Annotated in this window: 14 protein-coding genes and 1 pseudogene; 5 read left to right on the top strand and 10 right to left on the bottom strand. The window is 61.5% G+C overall.

What is annotated here, in order from left to right; translation table 11 throughout:
- Positions 1-114 precede the first annotated feature (114 nt).
- Positions 115-2,031: a hypothetical protein gene (locus HA399_RS08355; RefSeq protein WP_404326810.1), complete on the bottom strand. Its 1,917-nt coding sequence runs from the start codon at positions 2,029-2,031 to the stop codon at positions 115-117.
- A gap of 170 nt (positions 2,032-2,201) precedes the next feature.
- Between HA399_RS08355 and HA399_RS08350 the strand changes: the two genes are divergently transcribed.
- The 3 genes from HA399_RS08350 to HA399_RS08340 all read left to right on the top strand — a co-directional run bounded on the left by HA399_RS08350 (position 2,202) and on the right by HA399_RS08340 (position 5,729).
- A complete protein-coding gene (locus HA399_RS08350; protein WP_054556692.1) occupies positions 2,202-3,122 on the top strand; it encodes a ribokinase in 921 nt (306 codons plus the stop codon).
- A 119-nt stretch (positions 3,123-3,241) separates the two neighbouring features.
- Positions 3,242-4,195: a nucleoside hydrolase gene (locus HA399_RS08345; RefSeq protein WP_131432025.1), complete on the top strand. Its 954-nt coding sequence runs from the start codon at positions 3,242-3,244 to the stop codon at positions 4,193-4,195.
- Positions 4,196-4,574: 379 nt separating this feature from the next.
- Complete coding sequence (locus HA399_RS08340; RefSeq protein ID WP_107334817.1) at positions 4,575-5,729, top strand: bifunctional nicotinamide-nucleotide adenylyltransferase/Nudix hydroxylase; 1,155 nt, start codon at positions 4,575-4,577, stop codon at positions 5,727-5,729.
- 149 nt (positions 5,730-5,878) lie between these two features.
- Here the strand turns inward: HA399_RS08340 and HA399_RS08335 are convergent, their stop codons facing one another.
- The gene (locus tag HA399_RS08335; protein WP_054556694.1) at positions 5,879-6,811 is read right to left on the bottom strand and encodes a LysR substrate-binding domain-containing protein; all 933 of its coding nucleotides are present in this window, start codon (positions 6,809-6,811) and stop codon (positions 5,879-5,881) included.
- A gap of 321 nt (positions 6,812-7,132) precedes the next feature.
- Here HA399_RS08335 and HA399_RS08330 point away from each other — a divergent pair, with 321 nt between their 5' ends.
- Complete coding sequence (locus tag HA399_RS08330; protein WP_225348134.1) at positions 7,133-8,542, top strand: aspartate ammonia-lyase; 1,410 nt, start codon at positions 7,133-7,135, stop codon at positions 8,540-8,542.
- Between the two features lie 137 nt (positions 8,543-8,679).
- Here HA399_RS08330 and HA399_RS08325 read toward each other — a convergent pair whose 3' ends face one another.
- From HA399_RS08325 to HA399_RS08300, 6 genes and pseudogenes are all read right to left on the bottom strand, one after another.
- Positions 8,680-9,168, bottom strand: a complete 489-nt coding sequence (locus HA399_RS08325; protein WP_404326808.1) for a hypothetical protein — start codon at positions 9,166-9,168, stop codon at positions 8,680-8,682.
- 158 nt (positions 9,169-9,326) lie between these two features.
- On the bottom strand, positions 9,327-11,216 hold the full coding sequence (locus HA399_RS08320) for a protein kinase (protein WP_404326807.1): 1,890 nt from the start codon (positions 11,214-11,216) through the stop codon (positions 9,327-9,329).
- A gap of 42 nt (positions 11,217-11,258) precedes the next feature.
- A complete protein-coding gene (locus HA399_RS08315) occupies positions 11,259-12,611 on the bottom strand; it encodes a 2-oxo acid dehydrogenase subunit E2 (RefSeq protein WP_404326933.1) in 1,353 nt (450 codons plus the stop codon).
- Positions 12,612-12,902: 291 nt separating this feature from the next.
- Positions 12,903-13,061 (bottom strand): annotated as a pseudogene (locus HA399_RS08310) (biotin/lipoyl-containing protein); the annotation flags it as partial.
- A gap of 21 nt (positions 13,062-13,082) precedes the next feature.
- On the bottom strand, positions 13,083-14,051 hold the full coding sequence (locus tag HA399_RS08305; RefSeq protein ID WP_043333588.1) for an alpha-ketoacid dehydrogenase subunit beta: 969 nt from the start codon (positions 14,049-14,051) through the stop codon (positions 13,083-13,085).
- Positions 14,052-14,164: 113 nt separating this feature from the next.
- A complete protein-coding gene (locus HA399_RS08300; RefSeq protein WP_404326932.1) occupies positions 14,165-15,514 on the bottom strand; it encodes a thiamine pyrophosphate-dependent dehydrogenase E1 component subunit alpha in 1,350 nt (449 codons plus the stop codon).
- Between the two features lie 573 nt (positions 15,515-16,087).
- On the opposite strand from HA399_RS08300, the gene HA399_RS08295 reads away from it, so the two are divergent.
- A complete protein-coding gene (locus tag HA399_RS08295) occupies positions 16,088-17,344 on the top strand; it encodes a dicarboxylate/amino acid:cation symporter (RefSeq protein WP_054556697.1) in 1,257 nt (418 codons plus the stop codon).
- A 165-nt stretch (positions 17,345-17,509) separates the two neighbouring features.
- On the opposite strand, the gene HA399_RS08290 is transcribed toward HA399_RS08295, so the two are convergent.
- A complete protein-coding gene (locus HA399_RS08290; RefSeq protein ID WP_404326930.1) occupies positions 17,510-19,174 on the bottom strand; it encodes an AMP-binding protein in 1,665 nt (554 codons plus the stop codon).
- A 613-nt stretch (positions 19,175-19,787) separates the two neighbouring features.
- Positions 19,788-21,521 carry a BCCT family transporter gene (locus HA399_RS08285; RefSeq protein ID WP_404326806.1) on the bottom strand — a complete coding sequence of 578 codons (1,734 nt, stop codon included), beginning with the start codon at positions 21,519-21,521 and terminating at the stop codon, positions 19,788-19,790.
- Between the last annotated feature and the right edge of the window lie 519 nt (positions 21,522-22,040).

Raw genomic sequence — 22,040 nt, 5'->3', positions numbered from 1 at the left:
ACCTCGCGATGACAGCCACTGACGCCGAGTGGCAGGTGTGATCGGCACGTCACGAAAAAAGCCCCCGAACCGGCATATGCGCCGAGTCGGGGGCTTTTTATGAGTGGCCTGGCGTCAGCGGATGCGGATATGCATGCCCGCCGCCTTGAGGGCGTTGCCTTCAGCGTCCCACGACACCACACGACCGCGTGAGCTCAATAGTACCCACCAGGTGCCGCTCGCTCGCTCGCCGTCCTCATGCTCACCGTCATCATCAGCGCTCAGGCTCCGCTGTTGCAGGAACTTGTCGCCAGCCTTGTCTGTGGCATCCGCCATGCCTGCCTCGTTCATTCCCATCGCCTCGATCTGCTGAAGGTCCTCTTCCTGCGGCGCACGCATCCGGTACTGGCACTCACAGCTTTCGCCATAGGTAGTGATGATCTTGTGTCTGAGCGCATGTACCTGCTCGAGATCCTCCGGGTGAATCAAGCGATCGAAGTCCATTTCGCGCATCGCCAACGGCTCGTGGCCCGAAGCGCCGAGCATCTTCCAGAGATTGGGATGGATCTGGACGATGCGCTCAGGAATGTCCATTTCCCACAGGCTATCGCCACTGGCTTCGAGGGAATCCAGCAAGCGACGCTCGCTGGACTGCAATTCCTTCTGGGTCTGGCGCAGCCGCTGGTACATCTCTTCGGCGGTGGCGTTGGCATCATCCAGCTCGACGATACCACTGCCGCCCGCCGATTCGACTTCAGCGCCCATGCCGATGCGATGCAGTCGTTCGCGCAGCTCAGCCAGCGGCACCGAAAGGCGACGGCTGATATGGTGCGTGCGCCAGCTCATGAGAATGAAGAAAGTGAAATAGAACAGGATCAAGCCACCAATCAATGCCATACCCACCAGCTGGAAATTACGCCCGATCTCTGCGGTACGGAAGAAGACGGCACTCTCCTCGACCATGCTCAACATGATCCAGCCATTGCCCGGCAAGCGCTCCCACGCCACCTTGTAGGGTGCCCCCGCCACATTGACGCTCTCCAGGCCACGCCGCTGCTCGAGGATACGGGGCGCGAGTCTCTTGAAGACGTCATGACCTTTCAGCTCCAGCTGGGCGGGCCGAATGACATCCTCTTCCTGGAGGTCATTGGCATCGGGAATCTCCAGCGGCAGCAGCGACAGCAACTGCTCACCGGCGCGCGGGACGGCGAGTGAGCGCCCCTCGGCATCGAACAGCATCGCGAAGCCTTGCCAGGGCAGCTCCATCGCCAGCACCTGATTGACGATCACGTCCAGGGTCATGTCGACGCCGGCGACGCCGAGAAACTCGCCTTGCTCGGAATGGAAGGGACTGACGGCCGACGTCATCCAGCCATTGCCGGCCGGGTCTTCGTAGATGTCGGTCCAGATGGTGTTTCGCGAGGGATTTGCCTCTGGCGCGGCCAGATAGAAGAAGGAGAAGTCACGACAGTCGTGGTCGGCTGGCACCAGCGAGGCCAGATCGACATAGGGGAAGAGGCGGACATAGCAGTCGGCCATCGTGACGAAGGACTGCACCACGGCCGAGTGCGAGGACACGACACTGCGCATGATCGGGTCGACCGCCGTCATGCGCAGTGCCATGGGGATGTCCTGCTCGAGGCCTGGCAAGGCGGGATAGAAGCCGCTGCCTTGATTATCCGCCGTCTGCTGACTGGCCCAGACACCGCTGGGCAGGCTTGCGTGACGGGCAACCTCGCGCGCCGCTACCCCTGTACCGGTGTCGCCCATGGCCAGTTCGCCTGCCTGGGCACCGAGCCCGCGCGACAGGTTCTGGACATGCTCCAGTTGCTGGCTGAGTGACTTGGCCTCCCGCAGCATCGCCAGATTGAGCTCGCTGCTCGACTGGGATTGCAGGTAATTGAGGTTGGCATCACGAATCTCGTCATTGGACACGAAATACACCGCCACCAGGGCGGTCTCGACCAACAGCAACGGAATCATGGTACTGGTGAAGAGCGCTCGCCAGACCCACTTCTTGATCGTGACGGCGGGTTGCTTCGACTCCGACATGGGCGACTATCCTGAATCCAGCGAGATGACAGGAAGTATGCACTTTCTCTTGCGTTCCAAGAGGCTAATAGCTTCAACGCTTAAACATGACCTGAAGGTCAGACCTTGGTGATACGACTGGGGACAGGCGGCCAAGGCTTTGCTAGGATGCTCGCCCCCAAGGAGGCTGCATGCTTTACAACTACGGTTCTATCAATATCGATCACGTCTATCGGGTACCTCACCTGGTACGACCGGGTGAAACCCTGGCGAGTCTCTCCTACCGTCAGGTACTGGGTGGCAAGGGTGCCAACCAGTCGCTCGCGCTTGCGCGCGCCGGAGGCGACGTCACGCACTGGGGCCGCCTTGGCAACAGTGATCGCTGGGCACTTGAGCCGCTGGAAAGCGCCGGTGTCATCACCTCGCAGGTCGAGCTCAGCGCCAGCGCCAGTGGCCACGCCATCATCCAGGTGGACGACCACGCCGAGAACAGCATCATTCTGCATCCGGGCGCCAACCACGGCTTCACCGATGAACATCTCGCGACGCTGTTCTCCGGCGTGACGCAGGGAGATTGGCTGCTGCTGCAAAATGAGTGCAACGCGCTGGGCAAGGTCATCGAGCTGGCGCACGCCAAGGGCATGAAGATCGCCTTCAATCCGGCCCCGATGGGCGCTGATGTCCTGCGCCTGCCGCTGGAACACTGCCAGGTGCTGTTCCTCAATCGCGGTGAAGCGGCACAGCTGGTCGAGCTGGAAGAGAGCGCGCCTGTCGCCACCCTGCTCGCCGCGCTCCACACTCGCCTGCCTGACACCGAAGTGGTGATGACCCTGGGTAGCGAAGGCGTCTGCTACCAGCTGGGGGAACAGCGCATCCAGCTGCCGGCGCACCGCGTCAATGCCGTGGACACCACCGCGGCAGGCGACACCTTCATCGGCTATTACCTGGCAAGCCAGATCGAAGGCCAGAGCATCGAGGAAAGCCTGCGTCGTGCCAGCACTGCCTCTGCCCTGTGCGTGAGCCGCGAAGGCGCAGCGCCGAGCATTCCGCTGGCCAGTGATGTCGCCGCTGCCCTGGCCGAATGGCCGACGCTCGACGTCCTGAGCAACTGAACAACTGAACTACCTGCACGGGGCATCACCACGTGGCCCGTGCCGTGCCCGTGTCACCTCATGGGCGCCCTGTTGGCGTAACGCCCTCTATTGCAGGTCACTTCTTTCACGAGGTCAGCATGAAAACACCGATTATCTTTGATACCGATCCGGGCGTGGATGATGCCCAGGCGATTGCCATCTGTCTGGCGCATCCGGACATCGAATTCCTCGGCATGACTACCACCTTCGGCAACGTCACCATCGAGACGGCCACCTCCAACGCCCTGCTGCTGGGCGAACTGGCGGGTCAGGAGATTCCGGTCGCCCAGGGCGCTGCCCAGCCGCTGGTCAAGGACAAGTTCCCGGCGCCGGCGCACATCCACGGCGCCAATGGCCTGGGCAACATGGAGATCCCGGAGCCCAAGGGCAAGGCGCTGTCCATCAGCGCACCGCAGTTCATCGTCGAGCAGGTCAATGCGCGTCCGGGCGAGATCACCCTCGTCGCCGTCGGCCCGCTGGGCAATCTGGCCACCGCACTGCAGCTGGACCCGAGCATCATCAGCAAGGTCAAGCAGGTCGTCATCATGGGCGGCTCCATCCGTGAAGGCGGCAACGTCTCACCGGTCGCCGAAGCCAACATCTTCAATGACCCGCATGCCGCCGCCAAGGTGCTGACCGCCGGCTGGCCGCTGACCATGGTCGGTCTCGATGCGACGCACCGCTGCGTGCTGTCTCCGGCCCATGTCGAGCGCATCCGTGTCGCGCAAGGCGCACTCGGCGAAGTGCTGTCCGGCAGCTATCAGTTCTACAAGGCCTTCTATCAGGAAGCGCGCGGCATCGATGGTTGCTGCCCGCACGACAGCTGCGCCCTCGCCTGGCTGATGAAGCCGGAGCTGTTCACTACCGAGCGCGGCCACCTGAATGTCGAAGTCGAAGGCCTGGCCGAAGGTCAGACGCTGTTCGCCCCTGAGGGTCGCGAATTCCTCGGCAACCAGTGGTCCCAGACGCCGCTGGTCGACGTCTGCGTCAATGCCCAGGGCGACAAGGTCGTCGAGTGGATCACCGACGTGCTGACCGCCAAGGCGTCCTGACCCGGCGCCCGGCAGGCCCGCCTGGGCCTGCCATCGGCCTTGCCACAAACCGAGACAACGTCCGCCAGCAATGATGCTGACGGGCGTTGTCTCGGTTTGAGTACTCGCATTTGTTCACTTTCCCCTTTCCTTCCTTCTTCTCCTCCTCTTTGGCGTCTCTCCTGTACCGCAACGGCCTTCCCACGCCCCTAACACCGAGAAGTTGCTTGGTTATGGGAATCTCTTCAGCAAGATAACGGGATAAACTTTTGACTACCCCTTACCAGACGAGAGTGAATGGCGAGCCGTTCGGCGCATGCACATAATCTGATACGCTAGCAAAATCTCACTGGGCAAGCGCCTCATACGCCGCCCCATCCTGCCTGCCACGGAGCTCATCATGCCTTCGACGACAACGTTGCCCTCTGCACCCGCTGCAACGCTTCGCACTCAGGATTCTCCCGCGATCGCCGACACCCAGTACGACTGCCTGGTCTTCATCGGTCGCTTCCAGCCCATGCACCATGGCCATGTTGCCGTGATGGAAGAGGCCCTGCGCCTCGCGCGGCAGGTCATCGTGCTGGTCGGTTCTGCCTGGCAGGCACGTTCACTGCGCAACCCGTTCACCTTCTCTGAACGCACGCGCATGATCCGCAGTTGCTTTGACGATGCCGACAATGCGCGTCTCGAAATCGTGCCGTTGCTGGACGCCCTCTACAACGACGATGTCTGGGTGCGTGATGTGCAGCGCAAGGTACGCGATATCGCGCGCCCGCAGGCCAACCGGATGCCGAGAATCGCGCTGATCGGTGCCAATCGTCGTGACAGCAACAGCCAGTCAAGCTACTACCTGAGCCTCTTCCCGCAGTGGGAGTCGGTGGCGGTGCCACTGCGCGAGGGGATGGAGGCCAGCCGTATTCGTGAGGTCATCTTCACCGAGCGCGCCCGCGCCGAGGATTGGCTGGACAATGAGGGACTGGAGCTGCTGCCACCGCCGGTGGCTCAGCACCTGCATGGCTTCCTGGATGAGACCGCGTGGCAAGGGTTGGTCGAGGAACGTCGCCTGCTGGAGCAATATCGCGCCGCCTGGAGCGATGCGCCCTACCCGCCACTGTTCATCACGGTCAACGCCGTGGTGGTGCAGTCCGGCCATGTACTGCTCACCACACGTCGCGCGGCGCCGGGCAAGGGGCTTTACGCCCTGCCTGGCGGCTTCGTGCAACCCCAGGAGCGCCTGCTGGATGCCTGTCTGCGTGAGCTCAAGGAGCGTGTGCGCCTCAAGGTGCCGGAACCTGTTCTGCGTGGCTCTCTGCGCGGTCAGCGTCTGTTTGACGCACCACATCGCAGCTGGCGCGGACGCACCCTGGCAGAGGCCTTCTACTTCGCCCTGCGACCGGAGCAGCAGCTCCCCAAACTCAGAAGCGGCGGCGGCGAGAACGAGGAGCAGGCACGCTGGGTCGCGCTGGCGGATCTGGAGCCCGACACCCTCTTCGAGGACCACTTCTTCATCATTCAGAATTTCCTCGGCCTGCATGCAGGCCAAAGTAGTTTCTGACTTCCCGGAACGGCCCATGCAGGCGCGCGCACTTCCCTGCATCAGCACAACGAAAACGGCAGCCCCGCGGGGCTGCCGTTTTCGTCTGAAGACACCTGGCTTTCTTTTGTCTTTGTCTTCGCCTTTGACTTTGCCTGTAACACTCAGGCTCAGGCTTCAAGAAAGTCGCGAGGCAGGTTCATCAGCTGTTTCCATAGCTTGTCGATGCCGGGCTTGTGGACCAGTGAGCAACGATAGAGGCGAATCTCCAGCGGGATATCCCACGCCTCGTTGCCCGCGCGCACCAGCTTGCCGCTTTCCAGCTCATCGCGAATGCAGAAATCCGGAATCCACGCCATGCCGACGCCCTGCAGGGCCATGCCCTTGAGGCCCTCGGCCATCGCCATCTCATAGACGGTGCGCAGGCGCAGGCGCAGCGGATCATTCTTCAAAAGCATCTTCACGCTACGGCCCAGAAATGCCCCCTGGGTATAGGACAGCAAGGGAATCGCATCCTGGCTGGTCTCGCTCTGCCCGGTCAGCGGGAAGCGTGGCTCGCCATTCTCCAGCGGCACGCACACCGGCAGCATGTTGACCTTGGCGACCGAGAAGGACGGGAAGGCCTCGGCGTCCAGCTGCATGCTGGCGTAAGGGTCGTAATAGGCGAGCATCAAGTCGCAGTTGCCTTCGCGCAGCGAGTGAATGGCGTCGCCGACATTCATCGCGGACAGGCGTGTCGGCAACTCCCCCAGGCCCTGCTGGAGACGCGAGATCCACTTGGGAAAGAAGGCCAGCGCCAGCGAATGCGCGGCCGCGATATCCAGGGTCTCGTTGGCCATGCCCAGCCCGCGCAGGTGGGCGAGACACTCTGACAGTTGCTCTGTCAGGTTGCGCGCGGTGACCAGGAACAGCTGGCCCTCCGGCGTCAGACTGACCGGGGTCGTCGAGCGGTCGACCAGCGTAGTGCCCACGGCCTGTTCAAGCGCACGGATGCGGCGACTGAACGCAGGCTGGGTAACGTGTCGCAGGCGAGCCGAGGTGGAGAAGCTGCGGGTATTGGACAGCGCAACGAAATCTTCCAACCACTTAGTTTCCAGGTTCACCCGAACTCCCAAAAATGTCGAACATGCCCAAGCGAGGCTTGCCTGGCCGGTCATGCAGGGTCTTGTCATGGAGAATGGTGCGTCGCGGCGCACCACCACCTTCGTCTTATGCGTTTGACGTATACGGCAGCGTTGAATGGCATTGGCCGCCGAGGGGCTGCGCTGGTTACCCTTGTCCACCTAGCCGCCATTCAAGCGCCACAGTGTACTTCAGCCAGGAGTTCCGCCCAAGTGAACCATCTCTCGGAAACCCCCATCGCCGCCAATGCCACCCCGGCAACTTCCACGCCGGCCGACTTGAGCCATGCCGAGCGTGAGGCACTGGCCAACGGCTTCCGACTTGAAAAGGATCTCCTCGGGCGCGAGCCGGTGCCGGCTGATGCCTACTACGGTGTGCAGACCCAGCGCGCGCTGAACAACTTCCACCTCTCCGGCGTGCCGTTGTCGCACTTCCCGCGTCTCGTCGAAGGGCTCGCGCTGGTCAAGGCCGCCGCCGCCGAAGCCAACCATGCGCTGGGCTATCTCGAGACACGCGAGCATGATGCCATCCAGCACGCCTGTGCGCGTCTGATGAATGGCGATCATCACGATCAGTTCGTGGTCGACATGATCCAGGGCGGCGCCGGCACCTCGACCAACATGAATGCCAACGAAGTGATCGCCAATCTGGGCCTGGAATTCCTCGGCTACGAGAAAGGCGATTACCAGCAGCTGCACCCCAACAATCACGTCAACATGGCGCAGTCCACCAACGACGCCTACCCGACCGCCATCCGTGTCGGCCTGCTGCGCAGCCACTCGATGCTGGTGGACGCGCTGAGCGAACTGGCCAATGCCTTCGCCACCAAGGCGCTGGAATTCGATGACGTGGTCAAGATGGGCCGCACCCAGTTGCAGGACGCGGTGCCGATGACGCTGGGCCAGGAATTCCGTGCCTTCGCCAACACTCTGCGCGAAGACGTCGATCGCATCGCCAACCTCAATGAGTTGCTCAAGGAGGTCAATCTGGGCGGGACCGCGATCGGCACCGGCATCAATGCCGACCCGCGCTACAGCGCTCTGGCGATCGAGGCTCTGGCGCGTCGTTCCGGCATCGACTTCCGTCCGGCGTCGGACCTGGTCGAAGCGACCAGCGACATGGGCGCCTTCGTGCTGTTCCACGGCATGCTCAAGCGCCTGGCGGTCAAGCTGTCCAAGATCTGCAACGACCTGCGCCTGCTGTCCTCAGGCCCGCGCACCGGCTTCAACGAGATCAACCTGCCGCCTCAGCAGCCGGGCAGCTCGATCATGCCGGGCAAGGTCAACCCGGTGATTCCGGAAGCCGTCAATCAGGTCGCCTTCGATGTCATCGGCAACGACACCGCGCTGACCATGGCCGCGGAAGCCGGCCAGCTGCAGCTCAACGTGATGGAGCCGCTGATCGCCTACAAGCTGCTCGACTCCATCCGCCAGCTGAGTCGTGCCATGACCATGCTCAAGAATCGCTGCGTGATCGGCATCACCGCCAATCGTGATCGCTGCGCCGAGCTGGTCAACAACTCCATCGGCCTGATCACCGCGCTCAACCCGTATATCGGCTACGACAATGCCACCCGCATCGCCAAGGAAGCCCTGGTCAGCGGTCGCAGCGTGCTGGAACTGGTACGTGAGGAAGGCCTGCTGGACGAAGCACGTCTGGAGGCACTGCTGTCCCCGCAGGCCATGACGCGCCCGCGTCAGATGAAGGACTGACCCTTTAGCGAGAGTCTGCTCGCTTGCCGCATCAACCTGTTGTCACATGCGACAGCGCCGCACCAGAAAGCCTCTGGTGCGGCGCTGTCGTATCAAGGCCATGAGTCAGACGACTTTACTGACTTAGGGCATCACGCTTACTGCTGTGCGCTGGACTGTGAGATGACATCATCACGATGCGCGGCAAAGTATTTGCGTGCACGCTCAGCTTCTTCCACGGTGGGTGTATAGGTCGTCCATTCTCCGCCCTTCTCATCACGATAACGCACGACTCCCTCGTCATGGTCGATTTCATAGTAAGGGTGGACTTCACGCAGATTGAAGAATGCGGCGGGGGCAAAGAACAGGATATCTAGCGCCAGATAACCGCCATTGAACTTCAGCGGCAGAATGCCATACATGGGCATCTTGTTGTCATCCACTACTTCAAACTCGTAATTTCCGAAGCTGGTAGTGGGTAGCGTTTCTTGAACGGTAGACTGATCTCTGGAGACATCTTTCAAGTTGATTCGCGCCGTCTCTGACGGGCTGCTGATCGTCGTATGCGCGCTACATCCTGCCAGCAGCGCCAGAATAGCCAGACCACCTGAGGCTTGACGCAATTTCCGGGCGAGAGGTCGAGACATGAGTACGTTCCCTGTAGGTTATCGATTTTTATCGATCTGATTATTGAGTTCAGCAAGATCAGCAATGATCACGCGACGTGACACTAACACGAATCACGATAATCACGGTTATATAAATCGACATCACCATGCGACTGCCTTCCAAGGCAAACTCCTTTTCACACCGCGCGCGGGTCCCGTGGATAGAAGCGTTCGGGTTGCGCCTCGATATGATCGAAATGCTTGGTGTTCTTGTAGGGCATCTTCATGAAGCCGGAGATTCCCAGCCCGGAGATCAGTGGCACGGCTTCGAGAATGTCCGCCAGCAGACGCGCGAATTCCTGCTCGCGCGAGGGGTCCAGCAGCCGGTAATAACTGTGAATCTTGAGGTGGTGCGGCAGGGCTTCGAAGATCAGCATGCCGGTGTGATGGATGGCATTGAGTGACTCCAGTGCCTTCAATATCTTCTCGGGCAGCACCAGCAGTTCCTCAGGGTCCGGGCCGTCCTCGAAGTAGGAGTGCACGCGCGAGTCATCCTCAAGCTCCGGCACCGCACTGACCTCATAGCTCAAGCGAGGTCTGGCCTCCCCGTCTGCCGTCGGCGCGAAGACGAAGGCGGCCTCCGGGTCTTCGCGCTCCAGATGCAGAGTATCGCGAGCATTGAACAGACACGCCTTGAACACGCCCTGGCGATAGATGGCACGCGCCAGAGCGACCATGTTGTTGATCGCGACGACGAAGGCGGCCTTCAAGGCAGGGTCATGCAGGTGCAGCGCAGTATCCACGAAGATGCCTTGCGGCTCCCAGCGAATCGCCAGACCGCCGACGATCGGGTATTTGCCCAGACGACTGACCGCGGCCAGGAAGGCTTTTTCGGTGCCGCCCATGCCTTGCATGAAGTTCTTGTAGTAACGATCCAGCTGGACATCATTGACGGCGTCCAGCGCGTTGCCAGCATGTTCGCCGGTCTCGTCCGCCTCGAAGGCCTCACGCAGGAAGGATTTGCGCGAGGTATAGACGACCGTGTCGATCTCGCGCGTTGCCGGCCTCACCCAGACCGGCAGCAGAGACTGTGGCGGCTCGAGAGGCAATTCCGGCATCACCAGCCGTGCGATCCTGCCCATCTCGCGCAGAAAGTAGTCGCCGGCCTGCATGCGCAGCTGCGGGTCATCCGCCAGCATGCCATCGAGAAGACGCGCGAATTCCCGGGGCAACCCCAATGACACCGCCGGGATGGCACGCACGCCAAAGCGACACGACTGCCCAGAGGCCAGCGCATAGAGTGTGGCGGCCACGCCCTGCTCATCGAAGCGCGGCGAGGACAGCGCACCATTGAGCTGCTCCTCGCCGATGAAATAGACATCGCCCAGACGCGCATTGGTCTGTTGCAAGTTATCCGACATCAGCTGCATCACGTTGGTGGTGATGAACTGCTGATGCTCATCGAGCTGAGCGAACACCGAACTGCCCCAGTCGATCAACGCCACCTGTTCCCGCTCGACATCGAAGACCAGATTCGACGGCTTGATGTCGCCATGCACGACCGGTGGCGTGCCCGCTCCCGTCGATGCCCCGCGCAGCGACTTGAGGATGTCGGCCAGCTGACAGGCGACCTTGACCACCAGACGCGGCGACATGCGCCCGTGACGCAGCGAATATTCCTCGAGATTGATGCCCGGCGCGCGCTGCATGACCAGAATCGACTGCCGCCGTACCCGCTGATAGCTGACCAGACGCGGAATCAGCGGGTGGGCGACCTGGTCGAGCATGTAGGCCTCTTCCTCCAGGCGGTCCTGCAGTGCCTGGGGCAGGGTCACCCGCGTGAACTTGAAGACGTGCTCTTCACGCGTGCGCTGGTCTTCGCCAAGGCGCCAGCCTGCGAAGACGAAACCATAGGCGCCCTTGCCGACCAGATGGATATCCCGGTAGCCAAGTCCCTCGAGCTGGGCGATGCACAGCGCCACCCAGTCCTTGAGCTTCTTGGCATCATGATGCGAGAGCAGATAGATCGACTGCTCTTCCGGGATATAGAACTGTTGCAGGCGCTCGTGGGCGCGCGCATCACTCATGCAGGATGCTCTCTAGCCGAGGCCCCTGGAGCAAGCAGCGCCTCATGACAGCGACAGCAGCATTTCGTCAGGGTGCTCGAGATAGTGCTTCCACAGATTGCTGAAGCGCGCGATGGTCCCGCCGTCGATGATGCGATGATCCCCCGCCCAGGTGATGGTCATGATGTCACGCGCACAGACATTGCCCTCGCCATCGAAGCGCGGCAGACGCTGAGTGCGCCCCAGCGCGACGATGGCGACCTCCGGCTGGTTGATGATCGGCGCGGCATAGGTGCCACCCAGCGCCCCGATATTGGAGATCGACAGGGTGCCGCCCTTGAGGTCCGCCTGGGCAACGCGCCCGCTGCGTGCAGCCTCGGTCAGCCGCCCGACCTCACGCGCGATCTCGAGAATGCTCAGACGTTCGACGCCCTTCACGTTCGGCACCATCAGCCCGCTGGCACTGTCCACCGCCATGCCGATGTTGCAGGCGCCCTGATAGAGAATCTCGCTCTCATCCTCACTGAGGCGCGCATTGAGAATCGGCTCCTCGATGACCGCAAGCGCCATGGCCTTCATGATGAACGGCATCAGGGTCAGGCGAATGCCCTGCTGCTCGGCGCGTACCTTGAGGCGGGACCGCAACGCCAGCAGGTCGGTGATATCGAGCTCATCACCGTAATGGAAATGCGGGATCTGCGTGCTGGCCTGCACCATGCGCTTGGCCATTACCGCCGCGACGCCCTTGAGCGGTACCGCTTTTGACTCAAGGCGTGACGACCTCTCCTCGTGACTGGCCACGTCACTGGCCACAGCACACGCTTCGGCAGCTGCCTTGTCGGACTCGGCGGCCGCGCCGACCTTGTGAGAGTCATCAGGTGTCACGTCAGTCTCGTGAGCCTCGGATTGCTTGAGATATGCCAGCACATCTTCCTTCAGCACCCGGCCGTTACGCCCCGAGCCTGCAATGGCCTGGATATCAAGCTGATGTTCGCGCAATAGGCGGCGCACGGCAGGGGTCGCGGGTATGCGAGGCCGGCTCTCCTGGTGACATCCGTCTTGCCCACTCTTTTTGTCGCTCTTGTCGTCGCCCTCCTGGCGGTGCTCCGCCAGACGCTCTGGCTGAACCTGCTTGTGTTCAGGCGCGGTGACGTCGCTCTCAGTGCTCTCAGTGCTCTCAGCCTCTGCCTCCTCATCAGGCACATAGGCATACAGCGGCGTATGCACTCGGGCATTTTCGCCCTGGGCGTAATGGAAGCGCACGATACGCCCGGGCTCCGAGGCGGTGATCTCTACCAGTGCCTTGTCGGTCATCACATCGACGATCGTCTGGTCTTCTTCCACCGTGTCGCCTTCTGCAACGTGCCAGGTGACCACCTCACATTCGACGATGCCTTCGCCGATATCCGGCAGGATGAAATCACGCGAGCGCCGCTCAAGGGCCGCGGCTGTTGGTGTGGTAGCTGCCCCATTGCTGCCTGACAGCGCGACATCCTTCTGACTGCTGGTCACCTGGCTGGCGGCTGACTGAGTCTGTGCCGTCGAGCGAGCAGGCGCTGCAACCGTCATGACATCGCCGGTGTTGTCATCCTCACGCTCGCCGTGTCCGGTCTTGTCACTATCACTGTCACTGCCATCATCCACCGCAAACAGCGGCGCATGGACACGGGCAATCTCACCTTCCTGACAGTAAAGCTTGACCACGGTACCGGCGTGGGGCGCGGGGATTTCCACCAACGCCTTGTCTGTCATGACCTCGGCCACCGGCTGATCTTCCTCGATCACGTCGCCTTCCTTGATCAACCACTTGACCAGCTCGCACTCGACGATGCCTTCGCCGATATCGGGCAGGATGAAATCATTCATGGCGCGCATCACTCCCTGTCATCAGTAATTCAAGCTTTGCTTGATGGCCTCGTAGATCTTGAGCTCGTCCGGCAGATGCTCCTTCTCGAGCACCAGCGGGAACGGCGTATCAAGGCCAGTGACGCGTCGGATCGGCGCCTCGAGATACAAAAAGCAACGCTCCTGCACGGTGGCGGCAATCTCGCTGGCAAAGCCTCCCGTCAGCGGCGCTTCATGACTGACCACCAGACGACCGGTCTTGAGCACCGAGTCACACACCGTCTCGATGTCCCAGGGCAGAATGCTGCGCAGGTCAATGATCTCGCAGTCGATGCCATCCTGCTCGGCGAGCGCGGCGGCCTTCTCGATGACCTCCATCTGTGCGCCCCAGCCGAGCAGCGTGATATCGCGGCCTTCACGAATGACATCGGCCACGCCAAGGGGCAGTTCGTAATCGGCTTCTGGCACCTCGCCCACCGAGGCGCGATAGAGCCGCTTGGGCTCCATGAACAGCACCGGGTTGGGGTCGCGAATCGCCGCCAGCAAAAGCCCCTTGGCCTGGTGGGGATTGCGTGGCATCACGATCTTGAGGCCCGGGGTATGCGCGAAATAGGCCTCGGGCGACTGGGAGTGATAGAGCCCGCCTGCGATGCCGCCACCATAGGGCGTGCGAATCGTCAGGCCACCGACATCGAACAGATCACCGGAGCGATAGCGGAACTTGGCCGCCTCGTTCACGATCTGGTCAAAGGCGGGGAAGATGTAGTCGGCGAACTGGATCTCGGCCACCGGCGTCGAGCCCTGTGCCGCCAGCCCGTTGGCGAACCCGATGATGCCCTGCTCGGTGAGTGGCGTATTGAAGCAGCGCTCTCGACCGTATTTGTCCTGCAGGTGGCTAGTGGCCCGGAAGACACCACCGAATACCCCGACGTCCTCCCCGAACAGCACCACACGGGGATTGGCGGCCATGGCGATATCCAACGCATTGTTGATCGCCTGCAGCATGTTCATCTGTTTCTTGCCCGAGGCCGCCGCCTCCTTGCTGCCAGTCGCAGCAGACACCTCTGCCGAAGCTGAGTCTGTCACTGGTGTTTTCTCCAACGGCTGCTCACTCATCTGCTCGCTCATGATGTCTGGTCTCCATCTACCGGCTGATGGCTCTGCATGCGCTGCTGGCGTGCCTGATACGTCTTGCGGCTGTCATCCAGCTCCTGCGCAGTGAATCCCATGCTGGCGGCGCCCTTGGGATAGGCATGCGGATACTTGCGAATATGCTGTTTCACATCTTCGAGCTGCTGCGTGAGCAACGGCGTCGGCGTGTCGTAGACATCGCTGATCAGCGTGTCCAGCGCCGGTGGCGCCAGTTTCTCGGCACGCTTCATGGACTCAAGCACTTCGCGGCGCAGTTGATCGCCAGTGGCCTTTTCCTCCTCCTCGCTCCACCAGCCTTGCGCCTCCAGCCAGTTGCGCATGCGCAGAATGGGGTCCTTGTCGCGCCAGATGGCCTCCTCCTTCTTGCTGCGATACCCGGAGGGATCATCCGAGGAGGAATGCGCCGCCAGACGATAGGTCATCGCCTCGATCAATACCGGCTGATTCGTCTCGACCGCGATCTTGCGCGCCGCCAGGGTGGCTTCGTAGACGGCGATCACGTCATTGCCATCCACCCGGATGCTCTGCATGTGATAGCCGAAGGCGCGTGGCGCGATGCCATCGGCGGCGAATTGCTCGCACGACGGGGTGGAAATGGCATAGCCATTGTTGCGACACAGGAAGATGCACGGCACCCGGTGCACGGAGGCCATGTTGAGGGCGGCATGGAAATCGCCCTCGGAGGCGGCCCCTTCCCCGAAGATGGTGATGGTGCACTGCCCCTTGCCCGCCAGCTTCTGGCCGTAGGCATAGCCGGTCGCCTGGGGAATCTGGGTCGCCAGCGGCGAGGAGATGGTCATGTAGTGCAGATCACGTGACCCATAGTGGATCGGCATCTGACGGCCCTTGCCGTAGTCGCGCTCGTTGCCGAACATCTGGTTCATGAATTCGTCACAGCTGAAGCCGCGCCAGGCCAGCGCCCCCTGCTCACGGTATTGCGCCATGATCATGTCATCGTCTTGAAGCGCCGCCGCACTGCCGATCACCGTCGCTTCCTCGCCGGTGCATTGCATGTAGAAGCTCAAGCGCCCCTGGCGCTGGGCGGCCAGCATGCGCTCATCCAGCACCCTGGTGAACAGCATCGTCCGGTAGATCTTGAGCGCCGTGTCGCGGTCGATGGGGTCGCGCTGAATGGGTGAAGCGTCCTGCGACTTGTCTCCCTGAGAGACATCTCCCTGCCCCTGTGGCAAATCGACAGGATAAAGGGTGCCGTCCTGATGCAGGCGCTTGAAGATCGGGATGCAGAGCTCATCGCCGGTCATGAAGGCCAGGTGATGCAGCACCGTCGGCCCCTGCGGCGCGATCTGGTCTGCCGTCGGCATGGCGGTCAGGTCATTGAGCTCTGGCTGTGAGCCATCGGGCGGCGCGGTCCCCGGGGATACGGGTCCGCGTGTTGTTGTATCGGACATGCTCAGCGTCCTCTCTTACCGATCAGGCGTTTGAGGGATTACCCAGCCCTCGTGAGGCCGGGCAGGCAATTGCGTACCTTCATGAATGTCGAACCGGAAGCTGTCGAACCGCAAGCTGTCGATTCGGCGATGACAACAGTGCCTACCATCAGACTAGTGGAAAGTCGCTCTGGCGGTCTAACAGTTAACGTTAACGTCAAGGTAACGCAAAGACAGACGATATGCCTGCCTGACAACTACTTCTTTGGTGGAACCTTTTGCGGCATGGGCTCATGCGCGTTCGGCATGGAAAGCTGAATTCGCGTGTAAGAACGCTTTTTTGCGACTAAAGGTGCAGAGGGTGAGTGAAGGCTGACTGTTAATCTTCCCGCACCAAAAAAGTGCTTAATGCAGTGCGCAATCGTGACAAGGCATCGAGACGACAGACTCGGGCGCGCCCTGAGCATCATCAGCGATGATCATCGCTAGACACCTAAGGACAGTTCCATGAGTGATTCCTCCCGCCCTAACCTGTGGCGCCGTTTGCCGTTGTGGCAGAAGATCCTGGGCGGCCTCGCCCTGGGGGTACTCGCTGGTGCCCTGATGGGAGAAAGCGCCAGCATGTTCAAGCCGCTGGGCGATATCTTCATCAATGCGATCAAGATGCTGATCGTGCCGCTGGTCTTCAGCACCCTGGTGGTCGGTATCACCTCGATGCGTGACCCGCAGAAGATGGGCCGCATCGGCGGCAAGACCATCGCCCTCTACCTGCTGACGACCGCCTTCGCGATCGCCATCGGCATGCTGGCCTCCAGCATCTTCCAGCCGGGTGCCGGCTTCGAGTTCAACTTCGACAAGGCGATGGAAACCAAGGACGCGCCTTCGCTGGTGCAGATTCTGGTCGACCTGGTGCCGAGCAACCCGATCGATGCGCTGGCCAATGGCAACATCATGCAGATCATCGTCTTCGCCATCGGGATCGGCATCTCGCTGATCATGATCGGCGACAAGGGCGAGCCGGTCGTGCGCGTCTTCGATAGCTTCGCCGAAGTGATGTACAAGCTGACCGAGTTCGTGATGGCGTTCGCGCCGTTCGGTGTCTTCGGCCTGATGGCGCATGTCTCCGGCAACTACGGCCTGGATGTGCTGCTGCCGCTGGCCAAGGTGATCGGCGTGGCCTATCTGGCGAGCATCGTGCACGTGCTGGTGGTCTATTCCGGCCTGCTGGCGACACTGGGCAAGCTGAACCCGGTACGCTATCTGCGCGGTATCGTCGATGCACTGGTCGTGGCCTTCTCCTCGGCCTCCAGCTCCGGCACCCTGCCGATCTCCATCCGCTGCGCCCAGAAGAACCTCGGCGTCTCGGAAGGTGTCTCCGGCTTCGTGCTGCCGGTCGGCGCGACCATCAACATGGATGGCACCGCCATCTATCAGGGTGTGGTGGCACTGTTCATCGCCCAGATGACCGGCATCGAGCTGTCGATGATGGACTACGGCATGATCGTGCTGACCGGTACCCTGGCCTCCATCGGCACCGCCGGTGTACCGGGCGCCGGCCTGATCATGCTCTCCATCGTGCTGAGCCAGGTAGGCCTGCCGCTGGAAGCCATCGCGGTGATCGCCGGTATCGACCGTATCCTCGACATGGCGCGCACCACCGTGAATGTCGCGGGCGACCTGATGGTCACCACCCTGGTCGGCAAGTCCGAGAACGAGCTGGACCTCGAGGTCTACAACGCGACCCAGCCCAAGAAGGACGCCTGACGCCAGGCGCAGGCCTTCTCGCCAGCGCCTTGCCTTGAAACACGAACGCCCCGCTCATTGAGCGGGGCGTTCGTGTTTCAAGGGCTATGATTCAGGGCTGTGTATACCGTCTGTGATTACGATTCGTGCTTCAGGCTGTCACACAGGGAGAAAACAAGGGCAAGGTCAGGCAGATTCCGGCGGCGAGTCACGCAGTTCACGTCTGAGCACCTTGCCGACGTTGGTCTTGGGCAGCTCGTCGATGAAGACCACCTGACGCGGCACCTTGTAGCTGGCCAGTTCCTTGCGCGACCAGTCTCGCAGCGCATCCGCTTCGAGCTCTGCGCCATCCTTGAGCACGACGTACAGTTTGATCGCCTCACCACTGCGCTCATCCACCACCGAGACGGCGGCCGCCTCGAGCACGTCCGGGTGACGCACGATGACGTCCTCGACCTCATTGGGATACACATTGAAGCCAGAGACGATGATCATGTCCTTCTTGCGATCGACGATGCGCATATAGCCATCGTCCTGGAAGACCGCGATATCCCCGGTGCGCAGGAAGCCATCGGCAGTGAAGCTGTCCTTGGTTGCCTGCTCACGCTGCCAATACCCCTTCATCACCTGCGGCCCCTTCACGCACAGCTCGCCCGGCTCCCCCATCGCGACCAGCGCGCCCTCATCGTCATACAGACGCACCTCGGTGGAGGGCATCGGCCGACCGATGGTGCCGAGCTGAATGGCATCCAGCGGGTTGAACGACACGATCGGCGAGGTCTCGGTCATGCCGTAGCCCTCGGAGATATCGCTGCCGGTGACCCGCTTCCACTCTTCTGCCGCCTTGCGCGTCAGCGCCACGCCCCCTGAGGTGGTGATCTTGAGCTTCGAGAAGTCCAGTGCCTGAAAGCCGGGGTTGTTGCACAGCGCCACGAACAGCGTATTGAGACCGACGAACATCGTGAAGTCGTGCTTTTGCAGCGTCTTGACGAAGCCCGGGATATCGCGCGGATTGGGAATCAACAGGGTGTGATTGCCTTCACTGAGCATGCAGGCCAGATGAATGGTGAAGGCGTAGATGTGATAGAGCGGCAACGGCGCCACCAGCGTCTCGTGGCCGGGATTCAAGCCCTGCGTGAGGGCCATCTTGCCTTGCAGCATGTTGGCGAGCAGGTTGCGGTGAGTCAGCATCGCGCCCTTGGCGACCCCGGTGGTGCCGCCGGTGTACTGCAGCACAGCGACATCATCGAGTGCCAGTGTCGGCCGCTCCCAGCGCTCGGCCTTGCCCTGCGAGATGGCCGTGCGCAGCGGGATGGCGTCGGGCAGGTGATAGCTCGGCACCAGTTTCTTGACGTGCTTGACCACGGTGTTGATCAACAGCCGCTTGAAGGCCGGGTGCATGTCACCCAATTCACAGACCAGCACGTACTCGAGGCCAGTGCGCTCCCGCACGCGTTCGACCTTGTCCGCCATGTTGGCCAGCACCACCAACGCCCGTGCGCCGGAATCATTGAACTGATGCTCCATCTCACGTTCGGTATACAGCGGATTGGTATTCACCAGCACCAGGCCTGCACGCAGCACGGCGAAGGCCACCACCGGAAACATCAGCGTATTGGGCAGTTGGATGGCGACCCGATCGCCCGGCTTGAGGTCGGTCTCGTGCTGGAACCAGTCCGCCAGCTGACGACTGGTGGCATCCAGCTCCGCAAAGCTCATGGTGCGGTCCATGCAGGTAAAGGCAGGACGCTCGCCATGCGCCGTGCAGGCCTTCTCCAGCATGTCCATCAGGGAGTCGTAGCCGCTGAAATCCACCTCCTGAGAAGACCGCAGGCACGACATGCCGCTCATGTCGCCTGCCGCTGGCTGTGCTCTCGAAGCGTCGGGCGAGGCACCTGCCATGTGGGAAGGCGCTGTAGTGGAATCGGCAGTGGTATCGGTAGTGGACTTGCCTGACTCATCGGGTCGAGCCGCTAGGGGATCATGCATGGCGTTGCTCCTTGATCAGTACGTGGGGCGCTCGGCGTCACTGCCCCCGCTACCTTGTTGTTGTAGACGTCGTTGCAAGACGTCGTTGTGAGACCAGGTCGAAAGACATCGTGGTGAGATGCGTGGTGAGGCGCTGTCGGGACTCCGTCGGGTGGGTGTCAGCCTGTGGGCCCTTCACTGTCGACAGCATAGCCGCAAACCGATGCTACGCGCCGTTGGCGGAATCGATGGACCTGTCAGCATTGGAACATACGTACGTTTGATATTGCCTTGCGACCTTGGTGACATGCGCAGGCCTGCTCTGGAGCAGGGAAACAGCCCTGAGTCCAAACAGGAAAATCGCTGACATGGATGAGCGAGGCCTCGCCTCTCACCCGACAGCGAGAAACAACGAGGCCCCTGCCGGGGGGGCAGAGGCCTCATGTCTTGCACACCGAACACATGCGTCAGGCGCATACGTCTGGCAAACGGCAACTCAGGAGAGGTCGCGGACCTCGTTCTCGATCATCTTGCGGATATGCTCCTCGTTCTCGATCATCGTTTCGCCGTCCTCGCGCAGCGACTTCAACAGTCCGATCATCATGGCGATCAGCACGAAGGTGAACGGCAAGGCCCCGGCGATCGAGGCAGCCTGCAGGGACTTGAGCGCCTGATCGCCCCCCAGCAACAGCAGGATCAAGGTCACGGCGCCCAGCATCATGCCCCAGATGATGCGTTGCTGAACCGGAGGACGACGACCGAAGGCCAGCAGGCGTCCCAGCACCAGGGTGCCGGAATCCGCAGACGTGACGAAGAAGATGATCACCACGACCAGCGCGGCCACCTTGGCCACGGTCGCGGCGATGCCGGGAGTGAGCACCTCGAACGAGTGGTAGAGGGTGCCGGCGTAGTCCCAGTTGGTGACCGCAGCCGTGTAGATGCCCATGTCGGCCCCGTACAGGGACTGATAGATCCCCGCCGAGCCGATGACGCCGAACCAGACCAGCGCCACGATGGAAGGGATGACCATCACCCCGAGAATGAATTCACGGATGGTCCGGCCGCGCGAGATGCGGGCAATGAACATGCCGACGAAACCGGCCCAGGCGATCCACCAGCCCCAGTAGAAGATGGTCCAACCGCCCTGCCACACTTGCTCGTCCGGCGTGCGCGCCGTCCACAGTGTCATCGAGACGCCATCGGTGAGGTAATCCCCGAGCGCGGTGATGGAGCTCGCAATCAGATAGTTGGCGTCGCTCACCAGCAGGAAGTAGGCCAGGATGCCGAGGCAGACCCAGGTATTGAAGGTGGAAAGCAGCTTGATGCCGCGTGCCACGCCGCTGGTCGCTGACAGGGTAGCGATGACGCTGATCAACACGATGGAGACCACGGTCACCATGCGCGACTTCTCTTCGATGAGGCCCAGTGACATCAGGCCGGAGCCGATCTGCTCGACGCCCAGACCGAGCGTGGTGGCGATGCCGAAAATGGTACCGAATACGGTCAGGATATCGACGGTGTGCCCGATGGGCCCGTAGATCCGGTTGCCGATCAGCGGATAGAGGGCCGAGCGCATCGAGAGCGGCAGGCCCTTGCGGAAGGCGAAATAAGCCAGTGACAGCCCGACGATGGCATACATGGCCCAGGCGATCGTGCCCCAGTGGAAGACGGTGAGCTTGATGCCCCCGGCGGCCGCTTCCGCGACGCGGCTGTCAGGCACCGGGAAGCCTTCGTCCCCCGGCATGAGACCACTCGCCAGGGCGGCCTGCTTGGCCTCGAAGAAGGCGGCAACGGCCGCCTTGACGTCAGCACTCAGAAACGGATTGCCGCCGCTCCAGTCACTCGCGAAATGGATCATGGGCTCGGACATCGAGAAGAACAGCATGCCCGCGCCGGTCCCGCAGCCGAACAGCATCGAGAACCAGGCAAAGTTGCTGAACTCGGGACGCTCATCGTCACGCCCCAGCCGAATCTTGCCGACACGCGAACACATCACGTAAAGACAGACCACGAAGGTCGAGAACATCACCAGCACGTAGTACCAGCCCAGGGTGCTCTCTATCCAGGCCTTGATGCCCAGAAACTGATCGCTGGCCGTCTTGCCCAACAGAATCGCATAGAGAATGAAGAACACGGTCATGGTGATCGCGGTGATACCGAGCGTCGAGTTGAGTCCCTTCAGGACACCTCGCTGCTCGATGAGTGCATCCAGTTCCTTTCCTTTCAACATGTTTCTACCTCGTGACGGGTTTTTATTATCATTTTTCATGATGCCGCTATCGTCGTTCGTGACATTAGTACCGTCGTTCATGACAGCGGTAACGTCGTTCATGACAGCGGTATCGTTGTTCATGACTGCGGATGCCGGGGCTCAAGGAACCTCAGTCGTCATGGGGACATTGCGGGCAGATCGCGTTCACCTTCGGCCAGACATGGGCGGGAACCTTGGCAGACGACAACGCCACGGCATGTCATCTGACCCCAGCCGATATGCGACTTTGTGGGGAGAGTCCATGCTATAGGCCCCCCGCTTGCGAGACCAATAAGATCTCGACGCCGTCTGGATAAGCAGAGCTAATGCCTGAGCCGAGAAAAAGAGGCCTCACATTGCGGCGTCTTTCGACAGAGGTCCTATCCAGGCCGCTTCCTTCAGGGAACCTCATCCAGACAGACAAAAGCCCCCGGCGGATCTCTCCACAAGGGGCTCTTGCGTCATGGCGACGCGTGAAGCGTCACTGACTGCCCGCTC

The sequence above is a fragment of the Cobetia sp. UIB-001 genome (assembly GCF_044789135.1).
Lineage (GTDB): Bacteria > Pseudomonadota > Gammaproteobacteria > Pseudomonadales > Halomonadaceae > Cobetia > Cobetia amphilecti.
Note: the sequence above shows the minus strand (reverse complement) of the source record. Positions and strands in the feature narration are given on the sequence as shown.